The organism is Naumannella halotolerans (genome assembly GCF_004364645.1).
GTDB lineage: Bacteria > Actinomycetota > Actinomycetes > Propionibacteriales > Propionibacteriaceae > Naumannella > Naumannella halotolerans.
Genome location: NZ_SOAW01000003.1, coordinates 231,550 through 250,084 on the forward strand (window position 1 = coordinate 231,550; position 18,535 = coordinate 250,084).

At 68.2% G+C, this 18,535-nt stretch carries 19 protein-coding genes; 9 read left to right on the plus strand and 10 right to left on the minus strand.

Annotated elements, in window-relative coordinates:
- Positions 1-22 precede the first annotated feature (22 nt).
- Both CLV29_RS15035 and CLV29_RS15040 read left to right on the plus strand, forming a co-directional pair.
- Positions 23-1,420, plus strand: coding sequence for a mycothione reductase (locus tag CLV29_RS15035; RefSeq protein ID WP_133755909.1), 1,398 nt, complete (start codon positions 23-25; stop codon positions 1,418-1,420).
- Positions 1,417-2,643, plus strand: coding sequence for a glycoside hydrolase family 3 N-terminal domain-containing protein (locus CLV29_RS15040; RefSeq protein ID WP_133755910.1), 1,227 nt, complete (start codon positions 1,417-1,419; stop codon positions 2,641-2,643). Before CLV29_RS15035 ends, CLV29_RS15040 begins: the two co-directional genes overlap by 4 nt.
- Positions 2,644-2,842: 199 nt before the next feature.
- On the opposite strand, the gene CLV29_RS15045 is transcribed toward CLV29_RS15040, so the two are convergent.
- The 9 genes from CLV29_RS15045 to mshD all read right to left on the minus strand — a co-directional run bounded on the left by CLV29_RS15045 (position 2,843) and on the right by mshD (position 13,075).
- Positions 2,843-3,784, minus strand: a complete 942-nt coding sequence (locus CLV29_RS15045) for a DUF2510 domain-containing protein (protein WP_133755911.1) — start codon at positions 3,782-3,784, stop codon at positions 2,843-2,845.
- A gap of 40 nt (positions 3,785-3,824) precedes the next feature.
- Positions 3,825-4,748, minus strand: coding sequence for a DUF2510 domain-containing protein (locus CLV29_RS15050; RefSeq protein WP_133755912.1), 924 nt, complete (start codon positions 4,746-4,748; stop codon positions 3,825-3,827).
- A 91-nt stretch (positions 4,749-4,839) separates the two neighbouring features.
- Entirely contained in the window at positions 4,840-5,619 is a 780-nt protein-coding gene (gene pstB, locus CLV29_RS15055) for a phosphate ABC transporter ATP-binding protein PstB (RefSeq protein WP_133755913.1), read from the minus strand.
- A gap of 56 nt (positions 5,620-5,675) precedes the next feature.
- Entirely contained in the window at positions 5,676-6,737 is a 1,062-nt protein-coding gene (gene pstA, locus CLV29_RS15060) for a phosphate ABC transporter permease PstA (RefSeq protein WP_133755914.1), read from the minus strand.
- The gene (gene pstC / locus CLV29_RS15065; RefSeq protein ID WP_243831971.1) at positions 6,737-7,726 is read right to left on the minus strand and encodes a phosphate ABC transporter permease subunit PstC; all 990 of its coding nucleotides are present in this window, start codon (positions 7,724-7,726) and stop codon (positions 6,737-6,739) included. The genes pstA and pstC overlap by 1 nt, the downstream gene beginning before the upstream one ends.
- Positions 7,727-7,827: 101 nt before the next feature.
- Positions 7,828-8,925, minus strand: coding sequence for a phosphate ABC transporter substrate-binding protein PstS (gene pstS, locus CLV29_RS15070; RefSeq protein ID WP_133755915.1), 1,098 nt, complete (start codon positions 8,923-8,925; stop codon positions 7,828-7,830).
- 262 nt (positions 8,926-9,187) lie between these two features.
- Entirely contained in the window at positions 9,188-10,024 is an 837-nt protein-coding gene (locus CLV29_RS15075; protein WP_133755916.1) for an NUDIX hydrolase, read from the minus strand.
- Position 10,025: 1 nt separating this feature from the next.
- Positions 10,026-12,185 carry an RNA degradosome polyphosphate kinase gene (locus tag CLV29_RS15080; protein WP_133755917.1) on the minus strand — a complete coding sequence of 720 codons (2,160 nt, stop codon included), beginning with the start codon at positions 12,183-12,185 and terminating at the stop codon, positions 10,026-10,028.
- Positions 12,185-13,075, minus strand: coding sequence for a mycothiol synthase (gene mshD / locus CLV29_RS15085; RefSeq protein WP_166649301.1), 891 nt, complete (start codon positions 13,073-13,075; stop codon positions 12,185-12,187). Before mshD ends, CLV29_RS15080 begins: the two co-directional genes overlap by 1 nt.
- Positions 13,076-13,099: 24 nt before the next feature.
- Here mshD and CLV29_RS16290 point away from each other — a divergent pair, with 24 nt between their 5' ends.
- Complete coding sequence (locus CLV29_RS16290) at positions 13,100-13,681, plus strand: hypothetical protein (RefSeq protein ID WP_166649302.1); 582 nt, start codon at positions 13,100-13,102, stop codon at positions 13,679-13,681.
- A gap of 23 nt (positions 13,682-13,704) precedes the next feature.
- The gene (gene dtd, locus CLV29_RS15095) at positions 13,705-14,130 is read left to right on the plus strand and encodes a D-aminoacyl-tRNA deacylase (RefSeq protein ID WP_133755920.1); all 426 of its coding nucleotides are present in this window, start codon (positions 13,705-13,707) and stop codon (positions 14,128-14,130) included.
- 30 nt (positions 14,131-14,160) lie between these two features.
- On the opposite strand, the gene CLV29_RS15100 is transcribed toward dtd, so the two are convergent.
- The gene (locus CLV29_RS15100) at positions 14,161-14,817 is read right to left on the minus strand and encodes a response regulator transcription factor (RefSeq protein ID WP_208292982.1); all 657 of its coding nucleotides are present in this window, start codon (positions 14,815-14,817) and stop codon (positions 14,161-14,163) included.
- A gap of 77 nt (positions 14,818-14,894) precedes the next feature.
- Between CLV29_RS15100 and CLV29_RS15105 the strand changes: the two genes are divergently transcribed.
- From CLV29_RS15105 to CLV29_RS15125, 5 genes are all read left to right on the plus strand, one after another.
- The gene (locus CLV29_RS15105) at positions 14,895-15,134 is read left to right on the plus strand and encodes a MoaD/ThiS family protein (protein WP_133755921.1); all 240 of its coding nucleotides are present in this window, start codon (positions 14,895-14,897) and stop codon (positions 15,132-15,134) included.
- A 204-nt stretch (positions 15,135-15,338) separates the two neighbouring features.
- Positions 15,339-15,473 carry a hypothetical protein gene (locus CLV29_RS17090; RefSeq protein ID WP_279586502.1) on the plus strand — a complete coding sequence of 45 codons (135 nt, stop codon included), beginning with the start codon at positions 15,339-15,341 and terminating at the stop codon, positions 15,471-15,473.
- Between the two features lie 75 nt (positions 15,474-15,548).
- Positions 15,549-16,049 (plus strand): heme-binding beta-barrel domain-containing protein, encoded by a 501-nt coding sequence (locus tag CLV29_RS15115; RefSeq protein WP_133755923.1) that lies wholly within the window; start codon positions 15,549-15,551, stop codon positions 16,047-16,049.
- Entirely contained in the window at positions 16,049-16,999 is a 951-nt protein-coding gene (gene ygfZ / locus CLV29_RS15120) for a CAF17-like 4Fe-4S cluster assembly/insertion protein YgfZ (RefSeq protein WP_166649303.1), read from the plus strand. Before CLV29_RS15115 ends, ygfZ begins: the two co-directional genes overlap by 1 nt.
- A 369-nt stretch (positions 17,000-17,368) precedes the next feature.
- Entirely contained in the window at positions 17,369-18,337 is a 969-nt protein-coding gene (locus CLV29_RS15125; protein WP_133755924.1) for an asparaginase, read from the plus strand.
- The last annotated feature ends 198 nt before the right edge of the window (positions 18,338-18,535 follow it).

Sequence of the window (18,535 nt, forward strand, 5' to 3'; positions counted from 1 at the left end):
ACGGACGTGGAACGATAGGGCCATGCTTCGTCCTCTCGACCACTACGATCTGGCCATCATCGGATCGGGATCTGGGAACTCGATCGCTGACGAGGCGTTCGCCGACCGCTCGATCGCGATGATCGAGCGCAACCCGGTCTTCGGCGGGACCTGCATCAATGTCGGCTGCATCCCGACCAAGATGCTGGTGCTGCCGGCCGACTACGCCTCCTCGGTCGCCGAGGCCCGGCGGGTGAATGTCGACCTCTCGCTGGACGCGGTCGACTTCCCGGCGATGCGGGACCGGATCTTCGGCCGGATCGACCAGATCTCCGAAGGGGGCAAGGAGTGGCGCAGCAGTGCCGACAACCTGACCCTGTTCAGCGCCGAGGCCTCCTTCGTCGGCGAACGGCGGTTGCGGGCCGGTGAGCACGAGTTCACCGCCGATCAGATCGTCCTCGCCACCGGCAGCAGCGCCGTCCTGCCCGATGTCCCCGGCATCGACCTGCCGAAGGTGCACACCTCGGACACGATCATGCGGATCGACGAACTGCCGCAGACCCTGTTGATCATCGGCGGCGGTTACATCGCCACCGAGTTCGCCCACATCTTCGGTTCCTTCGGGGTGAAGGTGACCCAGCTCGCCCGCTCCGGACTGCTGCGCGGCCAGGACCAGACGATCATCGACCGCTACACCGAGATCGCCGCCGAGCGGCGTACCCTGCGGTTCGGGCAGACGCTGAACGGCATCGAGGCCTCCGAGGACGACCAGTTGCTGGTACTGACCTCCGATGCCGACGGTGAGCAGTACACCTACCTGACCGACATGGTGCTGGTCGCGATCGGCCGCAGCCCGAACTCGGCCGACCTGAACCCCGAGGCCGGTGGGGTACGGGTGTCCGCGTCGGGTTACATCGAGGTGGACGAGTTCCAGCGGACGAGCGCGGACGGTGTCTGGGCGCTGGGTGATGTCTGCAATCCCAACCAGCTCAAGCATGTGGCGAACCGGGAGGCGCGGGTCGTCCGGCACAACCTGCTGCACCCCGACGACCTGCAACCGGTGGGTGATCTGCCGGTTCCTTCGGCGATCTTCGGCGAGCCGCAGATCGCCACGGTCGGTCTCACCGAACAGCAGGCGATCGCGGCCGGGGTCGACTTCGTGACCGCGATCCAGGAGTACGGATCGGTCGCTTACGGCTGGGCGCTGGAGGACACCGTCCACCTGATGAAGCTGCTGGCCGATCCGGCCTCCGGCCAATTGCTCGGCGCGCACATCCTCGGACCCCAGGCGGCGTCGTTGATCCAGCCGCTGGTCCAGGCGATGACCTTCGGCCTGGGGGCCCAGGAGATGGCACGGGGCCAGTACTGGATCCATCCGGCGCTGCCCGAGCTGGTGGAGAACGCGTTGTTGGCGCTGCCGTTGACAGGACAGGCCCGTTGAGCGCGCGACGTCTCAGCGGCGGCCTGGCCCTGCTGGCGGTCGGTGCGACCCTGCTGGCCTGTTCTCCGTCACCGCAGCCGGCCCCGCCGGGGGAGTCGGCCGTACCGTCGGCCACCCCCAGTCCGAGCACCGCGGCGCCGACGCCGAGTGAACCGCTGTGCGCGGACCTGGTGGATGCGATGGGCCAGTCCGAGCAGATCGCCCAGTTGTTCATGCTCGGGATCGACATCGCCTCCGGTGAGGTCGACTCCTCGACGCTGAACCTGATGGACGACACCGGGGTGGGCAATGTCCTGCTGCTGGGCAACTCCGAGCTCGGGGTCGCCGGGGTGAGCGACCTGGCGCAGACCCTGCGGAACAGTTCTCCCCAGCCCGGCGGGGTCGACCTGATGATCGCCACCGACCAGGAGGGTGGGCAGGTCCAGCGGCTGCAGGGCACCGGCTTCCCCGACATGCCCTCGGCCGCCGAACAGGCGCAGCTGTCCGATGCCGAACTGCGCAGCCGGGCCGAGGAGTGGGGCGAGGCGCTGAAGCAGGCCGGGGTCGACTACAACCTGGCCCCGGTGGCCGATGTGGTGCCGGCGGACCGGGTGGACAGCAACGAACCGATCGGCGTGCTGCAACGCGGCTACGGGTCGGACCCGGAGGTGGTGAAGGAGAAGGCACAGGCCTTCGTCAACGGTATGCACGATGCCGAGATCGCCACCTCGGTGAAGCACTTCCCGGGTCTGGGGCTGGTCGAGGGCAATACCGACCTGGAGGCCGATGTCACCGACACCGAGACCACCGCCGAGGATCTGCAGACCTTCACCGGGTACGAGAACCTGAGCTCGGTGATGGTCTCCTCGGCCGTCTACACGCAGATGGATCCCGACCATCCGGCGGTCTACTCCCGGGAGATCGTCACCGGCACCTTGCGGATCGGACTGGCCTTCGACAAGGTGATCATCTCCGACGACCTCGGGATCGCCGAGTCGGCCGCGGCGGTCGACGAGGTGGACCGCGGGGCGGCCTTCCTGGCCGCCGGTGGTGACCTGGTGATCAACGCCGATCCCGATTCGCTGGCGGCGATGATGGAGGGGGTACGCCGCCGCGCCGCCGAGGACCCCGGTTTCGCCACCACCATCCCGGACAAGGCGACCCGGGTGCTGGAGCTGAAGGCCGAGACCGGTCGGGCCAAGTGCCAGCCCGGGCGCCAGCCCGCCAGCACCCCGGAAGGCTGACCCCTCCTCATCCGTTCCGCAGCAAACGTACCCATACGGTGTTCATGGGTGCGTTTGCTGCGGAACAGATGAGTTCGGGTCACCCGGGAAGAGGTGATGGGGCACCTGCGCGGTACGGGTTGATCGGTGGCGGCCCGGTTCGTGGCGGCCCGGTTCGAGGCGGCCCGGTTCGACGCGACTCTGGGTTGAGGCGGGTCGATCAGTCGTCGACGCGGAGTTCGTCGACCAGCTTCCGGGCCGGCTGTTCGTACTCGGGGGTGTTGCCCGGGATCGAGGCGAAGTACAGCGCGGAGGTCACATCGGTGGTCCGCACGATCACCACGATCATCAACTCGCTCTTGGCTTCGACATCGGGAAGGTCGAAGCCGAGTTCGGATTCGACGATCCACCCCTCGTGGCCGTCGATGGTGATCGCCTCGTTGCGTTGATCATCGCGGGTCACCTCGGCGTCACCGTAGAAGGAGCCGACGATGCACTCGGTGACGATCTCCGAGCCCTGTTCGGGAGAGAAGAAGCCGTCACCGGCGGCCAGTTCGGCGATCAGTACCCCGGCCTGCCAGACGTCACCACCGTCACGCTGTTCGGTGATGATCACCTGGGTGGCGGTGTCCCGGCCGAAGGGTACGCGGTTGTCGTAGATCGGCGCCGACCACGGGGCACCCAACTCCGGATAGGACAGGTTGCCCGCCCGTACCCGACCGTCGGTGACCGCCGGAGGTGCGGTCGGCAGCTCGCTGGGGTACGGCGGGCACAGACTCTGCGGTGTCGCATTCGGGCCGGCGGGATCGGCCGGGTCGATCAGTTCCCGGCCGGTCAGCAGGCGAGGCAACACGATCACCGCACCGATGATCAGCCCGATCGCCAGCACCGCAGCGAGGATCCACCACCCAGCCCCGCCACGACGGGTCGCGGGGGCTGCAGCGGGTACGTACCCACCCTGACCGGTGCCACGGGCACCCTGGCCATCGAAGCGGCCGCCGGACCGCGCGCCAGCGGCCGGGAGCTGGCCGGGTGGTACGGCCGTACCCGGCGGTGCGGCGGTGGGAACGGGGGACAGCGTGGTCGACCACTGCTGACCGTCCCAGTAGCGATACATCCCGGGCTGACCACCCGGATCGGAGTACCACCCGGGCGCGCTCACGGACGGTCCGTTCGCGGTACGTACCGTCGCGTGGCCTGCATCAGCCCTCGACCTGCAACTCGTCGATCAGGTCCTCGGCCGGCTGCAACAGTTCGGGGGTGGTGTCGGGGATGGAGGCGTAGTAGAGCGCCGAGGTCACATCCGAGGTCTTCACGATCACCACGATCATCGTCTCCCCCTTGGTCTCCAACCCCTCGATGTCGAAGCTGAGGTGGGACTCGACGATCCATCCCTCCTTGCCGTCGATGGTGATCGCCTCGTTGCGCTGGTCGTCGCGGGTCACCTCGGCGTCGCCGTAGAAGGAGCCGACGATGCATTCGGTGACGATCTCCGAGCCCTGTTCGGGGGAGAAGAAACCGTCGCCGGCGGCCAGTTCGGCGATCAGCACCGACGCCACCCAGGAGGAGAACCCGTCATAACCCTCCTCGACCAGCACGGTTTGGGTCTGTGCGTCCCGGCCGAACGGCACCCGGTTCTCCGATGACGGCGCCGACCACGGTGAACCCAGCTCGGGATAGGACATCCCGCCGGCATGCACTCTGCCGTCGCCCTGGGCCGGCGGTACGGTCGGGTACTCACTGGGCTGGGGCGGGCACAGGCTCTGCGGCGTCGCGCCACCGCCACCGGGATCGGTGTCGATCACCGAGCGACCGGTCAGCAACTGCGGCAGGATGATCACCGCGCCGACGATCAGCGCGAGCGCGAGCACACCGCCGAGCACCCACCACAGTGCGCCGCTGCGCGGTTGACGTACGGCATAGGGGTTGCTGCCGTTCGGCGCGTACTGGCCCCCTTGAGGCTGCGCCCCGGGCGCCGACGGCTGCTGCCCCCGCGCCGGTCCGGTGCCGGGTGCCGGCGCATGCGGTGTCGGGGACAACTCCTGCGACCACGCCGTGCCGTTCCAGAATCGGAACATGCCCGGTTGCCCACCCGGATCCGGATACCACCCCACCTGGCCACTCATGGCGCCAGTGTAGGGCGGGAGAAGGGCCACCAAAAACGCCGTGCCCGGCCCCTGACGGGACCGGGCACGGCGCCAGAAGTCGGTTGCCGGATCAGCCGAACTTGCCGGTGATGTAGTCCTCCGTGGCCTGCTGCTGCGGGGTGGAGAAGATCCGCTCGGTCGGACCGACCTCGATCAACCGTCCCGGCTTGCCCTGGGCGGCCAGGTTGAAGAATGCGGTCTGGTCGCTGACCCGCGAGGCCTGCTGCATGTTGTGGGTGACGATCACCACCGTGTAGTTCTCCTTCAGCTCACCGATCAGGTCCTCGATGGCCAGGGTGGAGATCGGGTCCAGTGCCGAGCAGGGCTCGTCCATCAAGATCACCTGCGGCTGCACGGCGATCGCCCGGGCGATGCACAGCCGCTGCTGCTGCCCGCCCGACAGACCCGAGCCGGGGGAGTTCAGCCGGTCCTTCACCTCGTTCCACAGGTTGGCCTGCTTCAGCGAGTGCTCCACCAGTTCGTCCATGGCCTTGCCCGACATCCGGCCGCCGTTCAGCCGTACCCCGGCCAGCACGTTCTCCTTGATCGACATGGTGGGGAACGGGTTCGGCCGCTGGAAGACCATGCCGACCTGCCGGCGTACCTGCACCGGGTCGATCTTCGGTCCGTAGAGGTTCTCGTCGTCGAGCATCACCGCACCCTCGACATAGGCGCCGGGGATCACCTCGTGCATCCGGTTCAGGGTCCGCAGGAAGGTGGACTTGCCACAGCCCGACGGACCGATGAAGGCAGTCACGGTCCGGGCCTCGACCTTCAGGCTGACATCCTCGACGGCCTTGAACTTGCCGTAGTAGACGTTCAGGTCCTCGACGTAGATGCGCTTGCTCATCGGTGGTTCCTTCGCAGATGGTTCGGGCTCGAGAAGTGGAGGTGGGGCATCGTCGATCAGCGCACCTTCGGTGCGAACTTCGCCGCGATCAGGCGACCGGCGAGGTTCAACAGCATGACGATCAGGATCAGGGTCAGGGCGCCGGTCCAGGCACGTTCCAGATAGGCCTGGGCATCAGCTCCCTGGTCGACGTAGGAGCGGTAGACGAAGACCGGCAGGGTCATCATCGGCCCGTCGACCGGATTGTTGTTCAGCGAGGCGGTGAAACCGGCGGCGACCAGCAGCGGGGCGGTCTCACCGATCACCCGGGCGACCGCCAGCATCACACCGGTGACCAGGCCTGCCAGGGAGGTCGGCAGCACGACTTTCAGGATGGTCCGCCACTTCGGTACGCCGAGGGCGTAGGAGGCCTCCCGCAGCTCGTTCGGGACCAACCGCAGCAGTTCCTCGGTGGAACGGACCACGACCGGGATCATCAGCACCGACAACGCGACCGAACCGGCGATGGCGGTCTTCGTGCCGGGGTCGAGGAAGATCACGAACAGCGAGTAGGCGAACAGGCCGGCCACGATCGAGGGGATGCCGGTCATCACGTCCACGAAGAAGGTGATCGCGCGGGCCAGTCGGCCGCGGCCGTACTCGACCAGGTAGATGGCGGTCAGCAGGCCGATCGGCACCGAGATCACCGTGGCGATCCCGGTCACCCACAAGGTGCCGGTGATCGCGTGCACCGCGCCGCCCCCGGCGCCGATGACGCTGCGCATCGAGTAGGTGAAGAACTGCAGATCGAACCGGGGAAGACCGTTGGCCAGGGTGGAGATCACCAAGGAGATCAGCGGCACCAGGGCCAGGGCGAAGGCCGAGCTGACGAGCAGGGTGGCCAGCCGGTCCTTGGCCTTGCGGGAGCCTTCGATCGCGGTCGAGGCGATCAGCGTGCCGATGCCGAACAGCAGCCAGCCGACGAGGACGGTCTTGGCGATGCCGATGCCGCCGGTGACCGTACCGATCAGCAGGGAGGCAGCGAGCGCGGCGACGGCGATCCCGGCGACCACCGGCCAGCGCAGTTGATTGCCGGTCAGGCTGGTGGACCGGAGCTCCGGTGCGGTGGTGACAGCCATCAGTTGGCTCCTGAGAACTCTTTGCGCCGGCTGACGATCCAGCGGGCGAACATGTTGACGGCGAGGGTGATCACGAACAGCACCAGGCCGCTGGCGATCAGCTGGTTCACGCCGAGCCCGTAGGACTCGGGGAAACTGAGGGCGATGTTGGCCGCGATCGTGCTCGGGTTGGCCGACTGGAACAGGGCGAAGGTGAAGCCGCCGCCGACCGAGAGGACCATCGCCACTGCCATGGTCTCGCCGAGGGCACGGCCCAGGCCCAGCATCGAGGCCGAGATCAGACCCGGGCGGGCGTAGGGGATGACCGCGACACGGATCATCTCCCAGCGGGTGGCGCCGAGGGCCAGGGCGGCCTCCTCGTGCAGCACCGGGGTCTGCAGGAACAGCTCCCGGCTGAGCGCGGTGATGATCGGCAGGATCATCACCGCCAGCACGATGGAGGCGGTGAAGATGGTCCGGCCGGTGCCCGAGACGGGTCCGGCGAAGAGCGGGATGAAGCCGGCATTGGTGGCCAGCCAGTCATAGGTCGGCTGCACGGCCGGGGCGAGCACGCTGATCCCCCAGAGGCCGAAGACCACCGAGGGTACGGCAGCCAGCAGGTCGATCACGTACCCCAGCCCGGTCGCCAACCGGCGCGGGGCGTAGTGGGTGATGAACAAGGCGATGCCGATGGAGACCGGTACGGCCATCAGCAGCGCCCAGAAGGCGGCCCAGACGGTACCGAAGACCAGCGGGGCGACCCAGCCGGCGAAGGCCCCGTAGGGCAGTTCCTCAGCCGGTGCGGTGATCGCCGGCATGCCCTGCCAGAGCAGGAACAGCGCGACCAGAGCGAGGACGACGAGAATGGCGATCCCGGAGCCGGTGGCGAGGCCGGTGAAGACCCGGTCGCCGACTTTGCTGACGGGCTGGCGTTGAGTTGTGGGCACTGGTGCTGGATCCCTCGGTTCCGGGTCTGCCACCGAACTCGGGGCGGTAGTCATCTTGCTCATCGTTCTCCTCAGGAGACAAACTCGGTTGGACGACCCGCCGTGGGGCCCGGGAGAACGGGTGTCTCGCCAGCATCGTAGGCCAGACACCCGTTCCCGTCAGATCACTGAATGGCAGCGATCGATCCGGCGACGGCCTCGCTGACCGCGGAGGACAGCGGGGCGATCCCGGCCGCGTCGACGGCGGCCTGCTGGCCCTCATCGGAGGCGATGTAGCCCAGGTAGCTCTTCACCAGCGCAGCCGTGTTCGGGTCGGCGTAGCTGTCACAGGCGATCGCGTAGGAGACCAGAACGATCGGGTAGACATCACCCTCGGCCAGACGGTCCAGTTCGATCGACTGGTCGTTCGGGCTCAGTCCGGCCTCCTCGACCTTCGGGGACTCCTCGACGATCGCCGCAGCGGCCTCGGGGGAGTACTCGACGTAGTCGTCACCGACCTTGATCTTGGCCACGCCCAGGTCTCCGGCCCGGGAGGCGTCGGCGTAACCGATGGTGCCGGTGCCGTTGGTCACGGTGTCGACCATGCCGGAGGTCTGCGGGGCGGCCTCGCCACCCTCGTAGGGCCATTCACCGTCGGCCTCGGCGTCCCACACCTCGGGGGCGGCGACGTTGAGGTAGTCGGTGAAGTTCTCGGTGGTGCCGGAGTCGTCCGCGCGGTGCACGGCGGTGATCTGCAGATCCGGCAGCTCGGCGTCGGGGTTCTGGTCGGCGATCGCCGGGTCGTTCCAGTTGGTGATCTCGCCCTTGAAGATCTTCGCCAGGGTCTCGGCGTCGAGCTGCAGCTCGTCGACGCCCTCGACGTTGAAGATGATCGCGATCGGGGAGATGTAGACCGGCAGGTTCATCGCGGTCGAGCCCTCGGCGCAACGCGAGCCGGCCAGTGCCTCGGGAGCAACCTCCTCGGCGGTCATCGCCCGGTCGGAACCGGCGAAATCGGCTCCGCCACCGGCGAAGGCCTCCCGGCCGGCACCAGAGCCGTCGGGGGAGTAGTTCACGGTCACGTCGGGGTTCGTGGTCTGGAAGTTGGCGACCCAGACCTCCTGGGCCGATGCCATCGAGGAGGCGCCGACGCCGGTCAGGGTGCCAGTCAGGCCGCTTCCGCTGTCACCACCGGGAGCTTCGCCACCGGACTCGTTGGCAGCACAGGCCGACAGCAGGAGGGCAGCCGATGCCACGGCTGCGGCGGCTACACGCATCTTCATCTAATTCGTATCCCTTCGGATTCCCACTCAGCTCGTCGCTGACTTCGCCTGTGAAGCTAAGCGGACGCAATGACGTGATTACGGGTCTCAGATGAACAGACGGTGAACGAGCTGTGCCGACTGCGACACGAACCGGCAGCCGACGGCGTGGCGCGAGTGCGCGGGGGCCGAACAGTCGTTGCCGTGCGACCCGCCGGCTGCTGGAGCAAGTCGGCTGCTGGAGGATGTCGCTGATCGACAGCCTCCAGGGCCCGGGCCGGGCTCAGGCGGGCAGGTGCCGGACCGAGAAACTTCCCTTGGGGAGCTTGCTGCCCGGCAGACCGGCCGCCTTCAGCATCGCCGGCAGCACCGGGCGATGGCCGCAGATCACCGTCGGCCGACCGCTCTTGCGGGCCTCGGCGAGCAACTGCTCCATCGTCGCCACGACCGCCTTCGGTTCGGCCTCCGCGCCCTCCTCCGACAGCTGATCGAGCGACCGTACCCCGGCGCCGATGTGCTTGGCGTACGGCTCCACCGTGCCCAGGCAGCGGATCGAGGAGGAACTGATCACGTCCTGCACGCCATAGGCCGACAGCAGCGGGATCAGCGACTTCGCCTGGGCCTTGCCGCGGCGGTTCAGCGGTCGCAGATCGTCGCGCTTCTTCTTCCACTGTTTGCGGGGGATCGCCTTGCCGTGCCGCAGCACGATCAGGGCCGGTCCGCTGCCCGCCTCGACCGCGGCATCCAGGGTCGCCCGGTCGTCGTCGCGGGTGAGTTTGCGCCGGGCCGTCTCCAGCGGTAGCCAGAGCACCTCATCGACCTCCCGGTCGGGACGGTGCTTGCCGATCTCGAGCACCGCCGCCCGCCACCACTCGACCTGCTTGACCCGCTTGCCCAGCCGATAATGGGTGGCAGGCAGCCGGGCCTGCAGGGCGACCCGGACACCGGTCTCCTCGCGTACCTCGCGGACCGCGGTCAGCTCCGCGCGTTCACCCGGCTCCAACTTGCCCTTCGGCAGGGTGAGGTCGTCATAGGCCGGCCGGTGCACCACCAGGACGCGGTTGCGGTCGTCGATCACCACCGCACCGGCGGCACGGATCGGCTCCGGCGAATGCGCCATCTCAGCTGTCCTTGGCCCGACGCCGCCGGACCGCCGCGATCAGGTGCTCCTGCAGGTCCAGCAGCGCGTTCCCCTCCTCGTCATGGGTGCGCTGGGTCCAGGTCTCGTCCTCCAGCCACCAGGACGCGGTGCCGGGGTCGAAGGCAAGGTCGAACAGTCCGCTGATCTGCTTCACATGCTGCGGATTGCCCAACGAGACCACGGTCTCCACCCGGCGGTCCAGGTTGCGGTGCATCAGGTCGGCTGAACCGATCCCCACCCGCGGGCGACCGGCGTTGGCGAACCAGAAGATCCGGCTGTGCTCCAGGAACCGGCCGAGGATCGAGCGGACCCGGATGTTCTCGCTCAGACCGGGTACGCCGGGGCGGATGGTGCAGATCCCACGTACCCACAGGTCCACCGGTACGCCGGCCATCGAGGCCCGGTAGAGGGCATCGCTGATGGCCTCGTCGACCAGGGAGTTGACCTTGATCCGGATCCCGGCCGGTTTGCCCTGGCGGTGATTGGCGATCTCGCCCTCGATCTGGTCGATCAGTCCCTTGCGGATGCCGTGCGGGGCGACCAGCAGCCGACGGTAGTTGATCTCCTGCGACATACCGGACAGGCGGTTGAACAGCCGGGCGACGTCCTCGGTGATGATCGGGTTCGCGGTCAGCAGACCCATGTCCTCATACATCCGGGCGGTCTTCGGGTTGTAGTTGCCGGTGCCGATGTGGGCATAACGGCGAAGGCCCTCGGGCTCCTCGCGTACCACCATCGAGAGTTTGCAGTGCGTCTTCAGGCCCATCAGGCCATAGATCACGTGACAACCGGCCTGCTCCAGCTTGCGGGCCCAGGCGATGTTGTTCTGCTCGTCGAACCGGGCCTTGATCTCCACCACCGCCAGCACCTGCTTGCCCGCCTGGGCGGCCTCGATCAGGGCATCGATGATCGGCGAGTCACCGGAGGTGCGGTACAGGGTCTGCTTGATCGCCAATACGTGCGGATCTGCGGCGGCCTGTTCGATGAACCGCTGGACGCTGGTGGCGAAGGAGTCGTAGGGATGGTGCAACAACACATCGCGCCGCATCAGCGAGCCGAACATATCGGCCGGCTGGGCGGTCTCCACCTCGGCCAGATCCGGATGGGTGGCAGGCAGGAAGGCCGGGTACTTCAACTCCTCGCGGTCCAGCCCGCCGAGCCCGAACAGGCCGGTCAGGTCCAGCGGCCCGGGCAGGGAGTAGACCTCCTCGGGGGAGATGTCGAGTTCGGTGGTGAGCAGTTCCAGCATCACCTCGTCGATGTCGTCCTCGACCTCCAGGCGGACCGGCGGACGACCCAGTTTGCGCCGCAACAGCTCCTTCTCCAGCGCGAACAGCAGGTTCTCCGCGTCGTCCTCCTCAACCTCCACGTCCTCGTTGCGGGTGACCCGGAACATGTGGTGGGTGAGGACCTGCATCCCGGAGAACAACTGGTCCAGGTGGCGGGCGATCACATCCTCCAGCGGTAGGAAGCGGCCGCCGCCCAGGGCGACCAGGCGGGGCAGGATGTTCGGCACCTTCACCCGGGCGAACTGCCGGGCACCGGTGCTCGGATGCTTCAACAGCACCGCCAGGTTCAACGACAGACCCGAGATGTAGGGGAACGGGTGCGAGGGGTCGACCGCCAGCGGGGTCAGCACCGGGAAGATCCGGTCGGTGAACAGGGTCCGCATCCGGTCCTTCTCCGGTGCCTGCAGTTCGTCCCAGCGAAGGATCTCGATGCCCTCGGCGCTGAGCGCCGGGCGGACCTCCTCGGTGAAGACCCGGGCCTGTTCGGTGACGAGTTCGCGAGTGCGTTCGAGGATCATCCGATGGACATCGCGCGGCAGCATCCCCGAGGCGCCCGGTACGGCGACCCCGGCGGCCATCCGTCGTTTCAGGCCGGCCACCCGGACCATGAAGAACTCGTCCAGGTTGGCCGAGAAGATCGCCAGGAACTTCGCCCGCTCCAGCAGCGGGATCCGGTCGGCATCACGGGCCAGGTCGAGTACCCGGTTGTTGAAGGCCAACCACGACATCTCGCGATCGGCGAAGCGGTGTTCGGGCAACGTGACGGCGGTGTCCGGTTCCTCGGCCTCGCGAGGCTCCAGCTCTGCTTCCACCGTTGCCACCTCCGGGTTCGTCGGGTGAGTTGCTGACATCAAACTCTATCCGAGTCGGCGCCGGGGAACGCGTAGACGACATCTTGGTGAATGACCTCGAAACCGGCCCGGCGATAGATCTCGACCACCCGCGGCTGGTCGTCCTCCACATAGAGGATCACCCGTTGCTTGCCGAGGTCGACCAGATGCTGCAGCCCGGCGGTCAGCAGGGCCCGACCGATCCCGCCACCGCCGGCCTCGGGATCGACGGCGAGGACGTAGACCTCACCGGTCTCGGCGTCGTGCTGTTTGGTCCAGTGGAACCCGGTCAGCCTCGACCGGCCGTCGGCATCGGTCACGGTGGCCACCAGCAGGTCCTCGGGGCGGTACCAGTCCTCACTCATCCGCGAGGCGAGGTCGGCGGCATCCATCGCGCCCTGTTCGGGGTGGTGGGAGAAGGCGCGGGCGTTCACCGCGATCAGCTCCTCGGCGTCCTCGGCCCGGTAGCCGCGAATGGTCACTCCCGCCGGCGGCGGCACCACCTCCACCGGCCCGGCCGGCGATCGCTCCATGATCAACAACTTGCGTACCGGTTCGGCCCCGCGCGCCGCGGCCCAGGCCCTCGCCCCGGCGAGGTCGCCGAAGGCCCAGTAGGCAAGGGATCGCGGGTGGTCGCTGAGTTCGGCGACGATCCCGGTGGCGACACCGGACCGGCGGTGATCGGGATCGACCACCACCTGGACGTGCCCGTCGGCCAGCAACCCGTACCCGATCAGGGCCTCGGCAGAATGCGCCGTGACCTGCCGTTCGGGGCCGCCGTGGTTGATGCTGATCATGGCCGCTTCGTTCAGTGCAGCGGTGCCGTCGACGGCCCGGGCGGCCTCGACCAGTGACCTCACCTCGGCGGTGTCGGGAACGGCGGTGCTGAAGGTCGTACGCTGCAGGCTCACCAGCCCAAGACTAGTCTGTCGGTGATGTCCGAGCCTGCTGAACGACCCACGCCCTCCGAGCCGCCGTCGGGGAACGATCCCGTCGACCCTGCCGACCCCGGACCCGGGACCGCCGATCCTGATCCGATCGACCCGCAGTTCGTCGCGGCCAGTCGACGCACCGCCGCAGTCGGTACGGTGATCGCGCTGATCTGTCTGCTCGGCGTGATCATCGCCCCGGCCCTGTCCTTCGTGGGCTTCAGCCTCTGGGCAGTGCTGACGATCACCACCGCCCTGGTGATGGTGGCGATCTGCGGATTCCAGTTCTCGGTCTGGAACCGGGTGCAGCGCGGTGACGCCTCGGTCTGGCGGCTGCAGACGATGTCCTGGGCGGGGCACCTGCTGTCGTACCTGATCGCCCTGCTCGGTCTGGTCGCAGGGCTGGTCACGATGTCGGTCGACGGCCCGCTGTCACTCGCCTTCTGGATCGCGCTGCTGGCCGGGCTGGCGTTGTTGCTGGCCCAGTCGACCGCCGCCGTGCAGTTCCTGCGCCGCGGTGGCCCGCCCGGGACCATTCCGGCCCACATCCGCCGGCTGATCGACGCCACCAGCCGCCTCGGCAGCTGAGCCCGGCTGGCTACCCTCGGCCCATGCGGTTGGTGGTGCAGCGGGCGCTGCAGGGCAAGGTCAGTGTCGACGCCGAGACCGTCGGGGAGTTGCCGGGACCGGGCCTGGTGGTGCTGGTCGGTGTGACCCACGACGATGATCGCGAGACCGCCGCCCGGATGGCGTCGAAGGTCTGGCAGTTGCGGATCCTGCGGCAGGAGCAGTCCGCGGCGCAGATCGGGGCACCGCTGCTGGTGATCTCCCAGTTCACGCTCTATGCCGACACCCGTAAGGGGCGTCGTCCGTCCTGGGGTGCGGCTGCCCCCGGAGCGGTGGCAGAACCGCTGGTCGAGGCCTTCGTGGAGGCCCTGCGCGGATTCGGGGCCGTGGTGCAGACCGGGCGCTTCGGTGCCGACATGGCCGTGGAGGTGATCAACGACGGTCCGGTGACGCTGATCCTGGAGAGCTGAGGGCCCGGGAGCGGCGAGACGGGCCGGCGTTCAGCGGGCCGCCAGCCGGTAGCCGACATTGCGGACGGTGACGATCATCTGTTCGTACTCCGGCCCGAGCTTGGCCCGCAGGCGGCGGACGTGCACATCGACGGTACGGGTGCCGCCGTAGTAGTCGTATCCCCAGACGTCGGAGAGCAGCTGCTCCCGGCTGAACACCCGGCCCGGATGCTGCACCAGGTACTTCAGCAGTTCGAACTCGGTGTAGGTGAGGTCGAGGGAGTTGCCGTTCAGCCTGGCGGCATAGGCGGACTCGTCGATCTCGATACCACCGGAGGAGATGACCTCCTCGGCATGACTGCTGCTCAGGCACAACCGGATCCGGGCCTCGAGCTCGGCCGGCCCGATGTTGGTCATCACGAAGTCGTCGAAGCCCCAGTCACCGGCCACCGTGGCCAGGCCGCCGTCGGTCATGATCACCAGGATCGGTGCCTGGTTGGTACCGGAGAGCAATTTGCACATCGCCCTGGCGTTGACCAGATCGGTCCGCGCATCGAGCATGATCAGCTCGGCCGAGGGCAGTTCGGTCAGTTGGGAGGCGTCGGAGGGGATCATCCGGATCTGGTGGGACAGCAGGCCCAGTGCGGGCAGGATGTCGACCGAGTTCGCATCCTGGAGATGTTTGGCGAGCAGCAGTATCTGCGCCACTGCTACCTCCCCCGTTCCAGGCCGTCGCTGAGTACCTCGGCCTTGCCCACCATCGATCGAACCAACAGGATAATCCCATGCAACGCGTACGTTTTCGCTTCTGGGCTGCGGCCAAGTCCGCAGCTGGCACCGAAACCTTAGCGGTTGACGGCGAAACGATCGCCGATGCCTTGGCCCGGGCCGATCTCGGCCCCGAGTTCGACCGGGTCGCCAAGCTCAGCACCATCCTCGTCGACGGCCGCCGGGTCGCCGACCTGCAGGCCCCCTTGGACCGTCCGGTCGACGCCGAGGTGCTGCCCCCGTTCGCCGGTGGCTGACCGCTCAGCGGCTGTGGCACCGGTGCCCGGGAGGGCATCGGTGAACCCCGTCGCACCCCTTCGCCCGAGCGTCGACGGACATCCTTGACGGTGGGCATTTCCCGACCGAGTTCACGACTGACGGTGCCCATGCGCCTCGCCGTACCGGCCGATCCGGGCGCGGCGCTCCCGGCTCGGCAACGTCGGCGGACTACCATCGTGCCGATGCCACCGGTTGCCGAAGTCCACGCCTGGGTGCTCCTGATCGCCGCCGCGACGACCACCCTGGGATTGCTCGCTGCGCTGGTCTGGATGCTGTTCCTCGGACTGCGTCGCAATGTCGGCAGCGGTCGCCGCTGACCGTTCGGTCACCGCTGATCCCGGGCGCCGGTACGCGATCGGGGGCATCCCCGGCTTCGTGGAACACTGGTGTTCATGGCATTCGAGATCCCTGACGACCTGAACCCCAACCTGCTCGGGCTGGCCTGGATGCTGGGCCGGTGGGAGGGCAGCGGCAAGGGCACCTGGCCCGGCGTCGGCGAGTTCGACTACGGCCAACAGGTCGACGTCACCCACAACGGTGCTGACTATCTGCACTACCTCTCGCAGACCTTCGAGGTCGACGACGCGGGCAAGGCTGTGCGTCCGCTGTCGATGGAGACCGGCTTCTGGCGCGCCTCGGGCGACGGTGAGCTGGACCTGGTCCTGGCCCATCCCGAGGGCTACGCCGAGATCTGGTACGGCAAGTCCGACGGCGCGAAGATCGAACTGACCACCGATGCGGTGATGCGGACCAAGGGTGCCGAACCGGTGACCGGCGGGCAACGCCTGTACGGCAATGTCGAGGGCGACCTGTTGTGGACCTGGGACCGGGCCACCACCGAGGTGCCGCTGCAGGCCTTCATGTGGGCGCGGTTGCAGCGGGCGGCTGCCTGATGGCCGCGGTGATCGCCGGGGACGGGCCCGACGCCGGCGTCGCCTGGCACCACGGTGACCCGATGGGGGAACAGCGTGCGCTGGAGGCCGGTGAGGGTGTGGTCGACCTGTCCCACCGGGGTGTGCTGACCGTCTCCGGTCCGGACCGGTTGAGCTGGTTGCATTCGCTGAGCACCCAGCACCTGGAGAACCTGCAGCCGGGGGAGTCGACCACGATCCTGCTGCTCGGGCCCACCGGGCACATCGAACATGCACTGCTCGCCGTCGACGACGGGGAGATGCTGTGGGCGCACACCGAACCGGGACGGGCCGCAGCCGCTACCGCATTCCTGGACTCGATGCGCTTCATGCTCCGGGTCGAGGTGGCCGACCGTACCGATCAGCTCGCCGTGGTCTGGCAACCCGGTGAACCGCCGGCGGGCCGGGTCACCCGTACCGGTGAGGATTCCCTGGGCGGGTTCGAGTCGTTCATCCCCCGAGGGCATCTGGACGATTACCTGGCACAGGCCGGCCGGCCGGTCGGAACCTGGGCCTATGAGGCGCGGCGGATCGCCGCCGGGGTGCCGAGGATCTTCCTCGACACCGACGAGCGGACGATCCCGAACGAGATCGGGCTCTACGGCACCCACCTGGAGAAGGGGTGCTACCGGGGCCAGGAGACGGTCGCCCGGGTGCACAACCTTGGCCGTCCACCGCGCCGACTGGTGCTGCTGCACCTCGACGGCAGTACCGATGCGTTGCCCGAGCTCGGTGCCGAACTGACCCTGGACGGCAAGACCGTCGGGGCGATCGGTACCTCCGCCCGGCACCACGAGCTGGGCCCCATCGGTCTCGGACTGGTGAAGCGGAAGGTGGACACCGAGGCCACCTTGCTGACCGGTGACATCACCGCGTCCCAGGAGCCCCTGGTGGACCCCGAGGTGGGCCTGCACTTCCGCGCCCGGTTGTGAGTGTCGCCGGTTCGTGAGACCGGTCCGATGTGGTCCCGGGCTGCTATGACATCGCCAACTGTCGGAAATGCGACGACCTGTCGGTCGGTCGAGGTCTCCGTGGTGCGCGCAGAGTGAGTCGGGGCTGCTGTGACACCATCCCGGGGGCGAGGCTTCTCGCCGGTGGGGCGGGGTCGGCGACGGCCTGCGGTTTGCGCAGAGTGCCGGTCAGGCTGCCGTGACACCATCCCGGGGGCGAGGCTTCGCCGGTCGGGCGAGGTCGGCGACGGCCTCCTGTTTGCGCGTGCAGAACGGCGTTCCGGCCGCCGGCGTTCAACATCCACGACTTCGCGGCCGCGTGCCCGGTGCGTGCTCGGTTAGCGTGGGCGGGTGACTTTCTGGGATTCGGATCCGGTTCTGCTGGAGGTCGAGCGGGGCGGGCTGGTCGAGAGCGTCCATCGCGGGCGGCTGGCGATCACCGCTGCCGATGGCACGGTCGACTTCTCCTGGGGGACCGTCGACGTACCGATCTATCCCCGCTCCTGTCTGAAGCCGTTGCAGGCAGTGGCGATGGTGCAGGCCGGTCTCGACCTGGATGGCGAACTGTTGGCCCTGGCAGCAGCGTCCCATTCGGGGGAGGCGTTCCACATCGCCGGTGCGGAGCGCATTCTCGCCGGGGCGCAGCGCGGTGTCGGTGCCCTGCAGAACCCGCCTGACTGGCCGTTGGACGACGCGTCCAAGGAGGAGTGGATTCTTCAGGGGCGACGGCCTGAGGCGGTGGCGATGAATTGCTCGGGCAAGCACGCGGCGATGATCCGTACCTGTGTCCGCCGAGGTTGGGACGAGGCCGGCTACCTGCATCCGGACCACCCCCTGCAGCGCGCGATAGCCGGCACGTTGGAGGAGTGGACCGGCGAACAGCCCGGGGTGCCGACCGTCGACGGCTGTGGTGCGCCCCTGTTCCCGGTGACCCTGGTCGGGTTGGCGAGAGCGTTCGGCCGGCTCGCCGCAGCCGACGACGGACCGGGCGCCCGGGTGGCCGAGGCGATCCGGCAGAACCCGGAATGGACCTCCGGCACCTTGCGCGACGAGAACCAGCTGCACCGGGCGATCCCGGGACTGGTGACCAAGGCCGGGGCCGAAGCGGTGCACGCCGTCGGGCTGCCTGACGGCCGGGGCATCGCGCTGAAGATCGACGACGGCGGATTCCGCGGGCGGGCGGCGCTGATGGCCGCTGCGCTGCAGCGTCTCGGGTACGACCATCCGACCTTGGCTGCTCAGCGTGACGTACCCGTCCTGGGTGGCGGGCGACCGGTTGGCGCGATGACCGTCGTCGGCGTCGACCGATCGGATGCCTGAGCGATCAACCAAACAAACGTCACACTCGATGAGGTGGCGCCGGAGGTGTTTCGCGCCACCGCTGTGTTTGGGCGCTGGTCGTCGCCATCGAGTGTGACGTTTGTTTGGTTCCGGGCCGATGAGACGTTTGTTTGGTTCCGGGCAGATGAGACGTTTGTTTGGTTCCGGGCCGATGGCCTGGGTGGCCGCGGGTGTGGT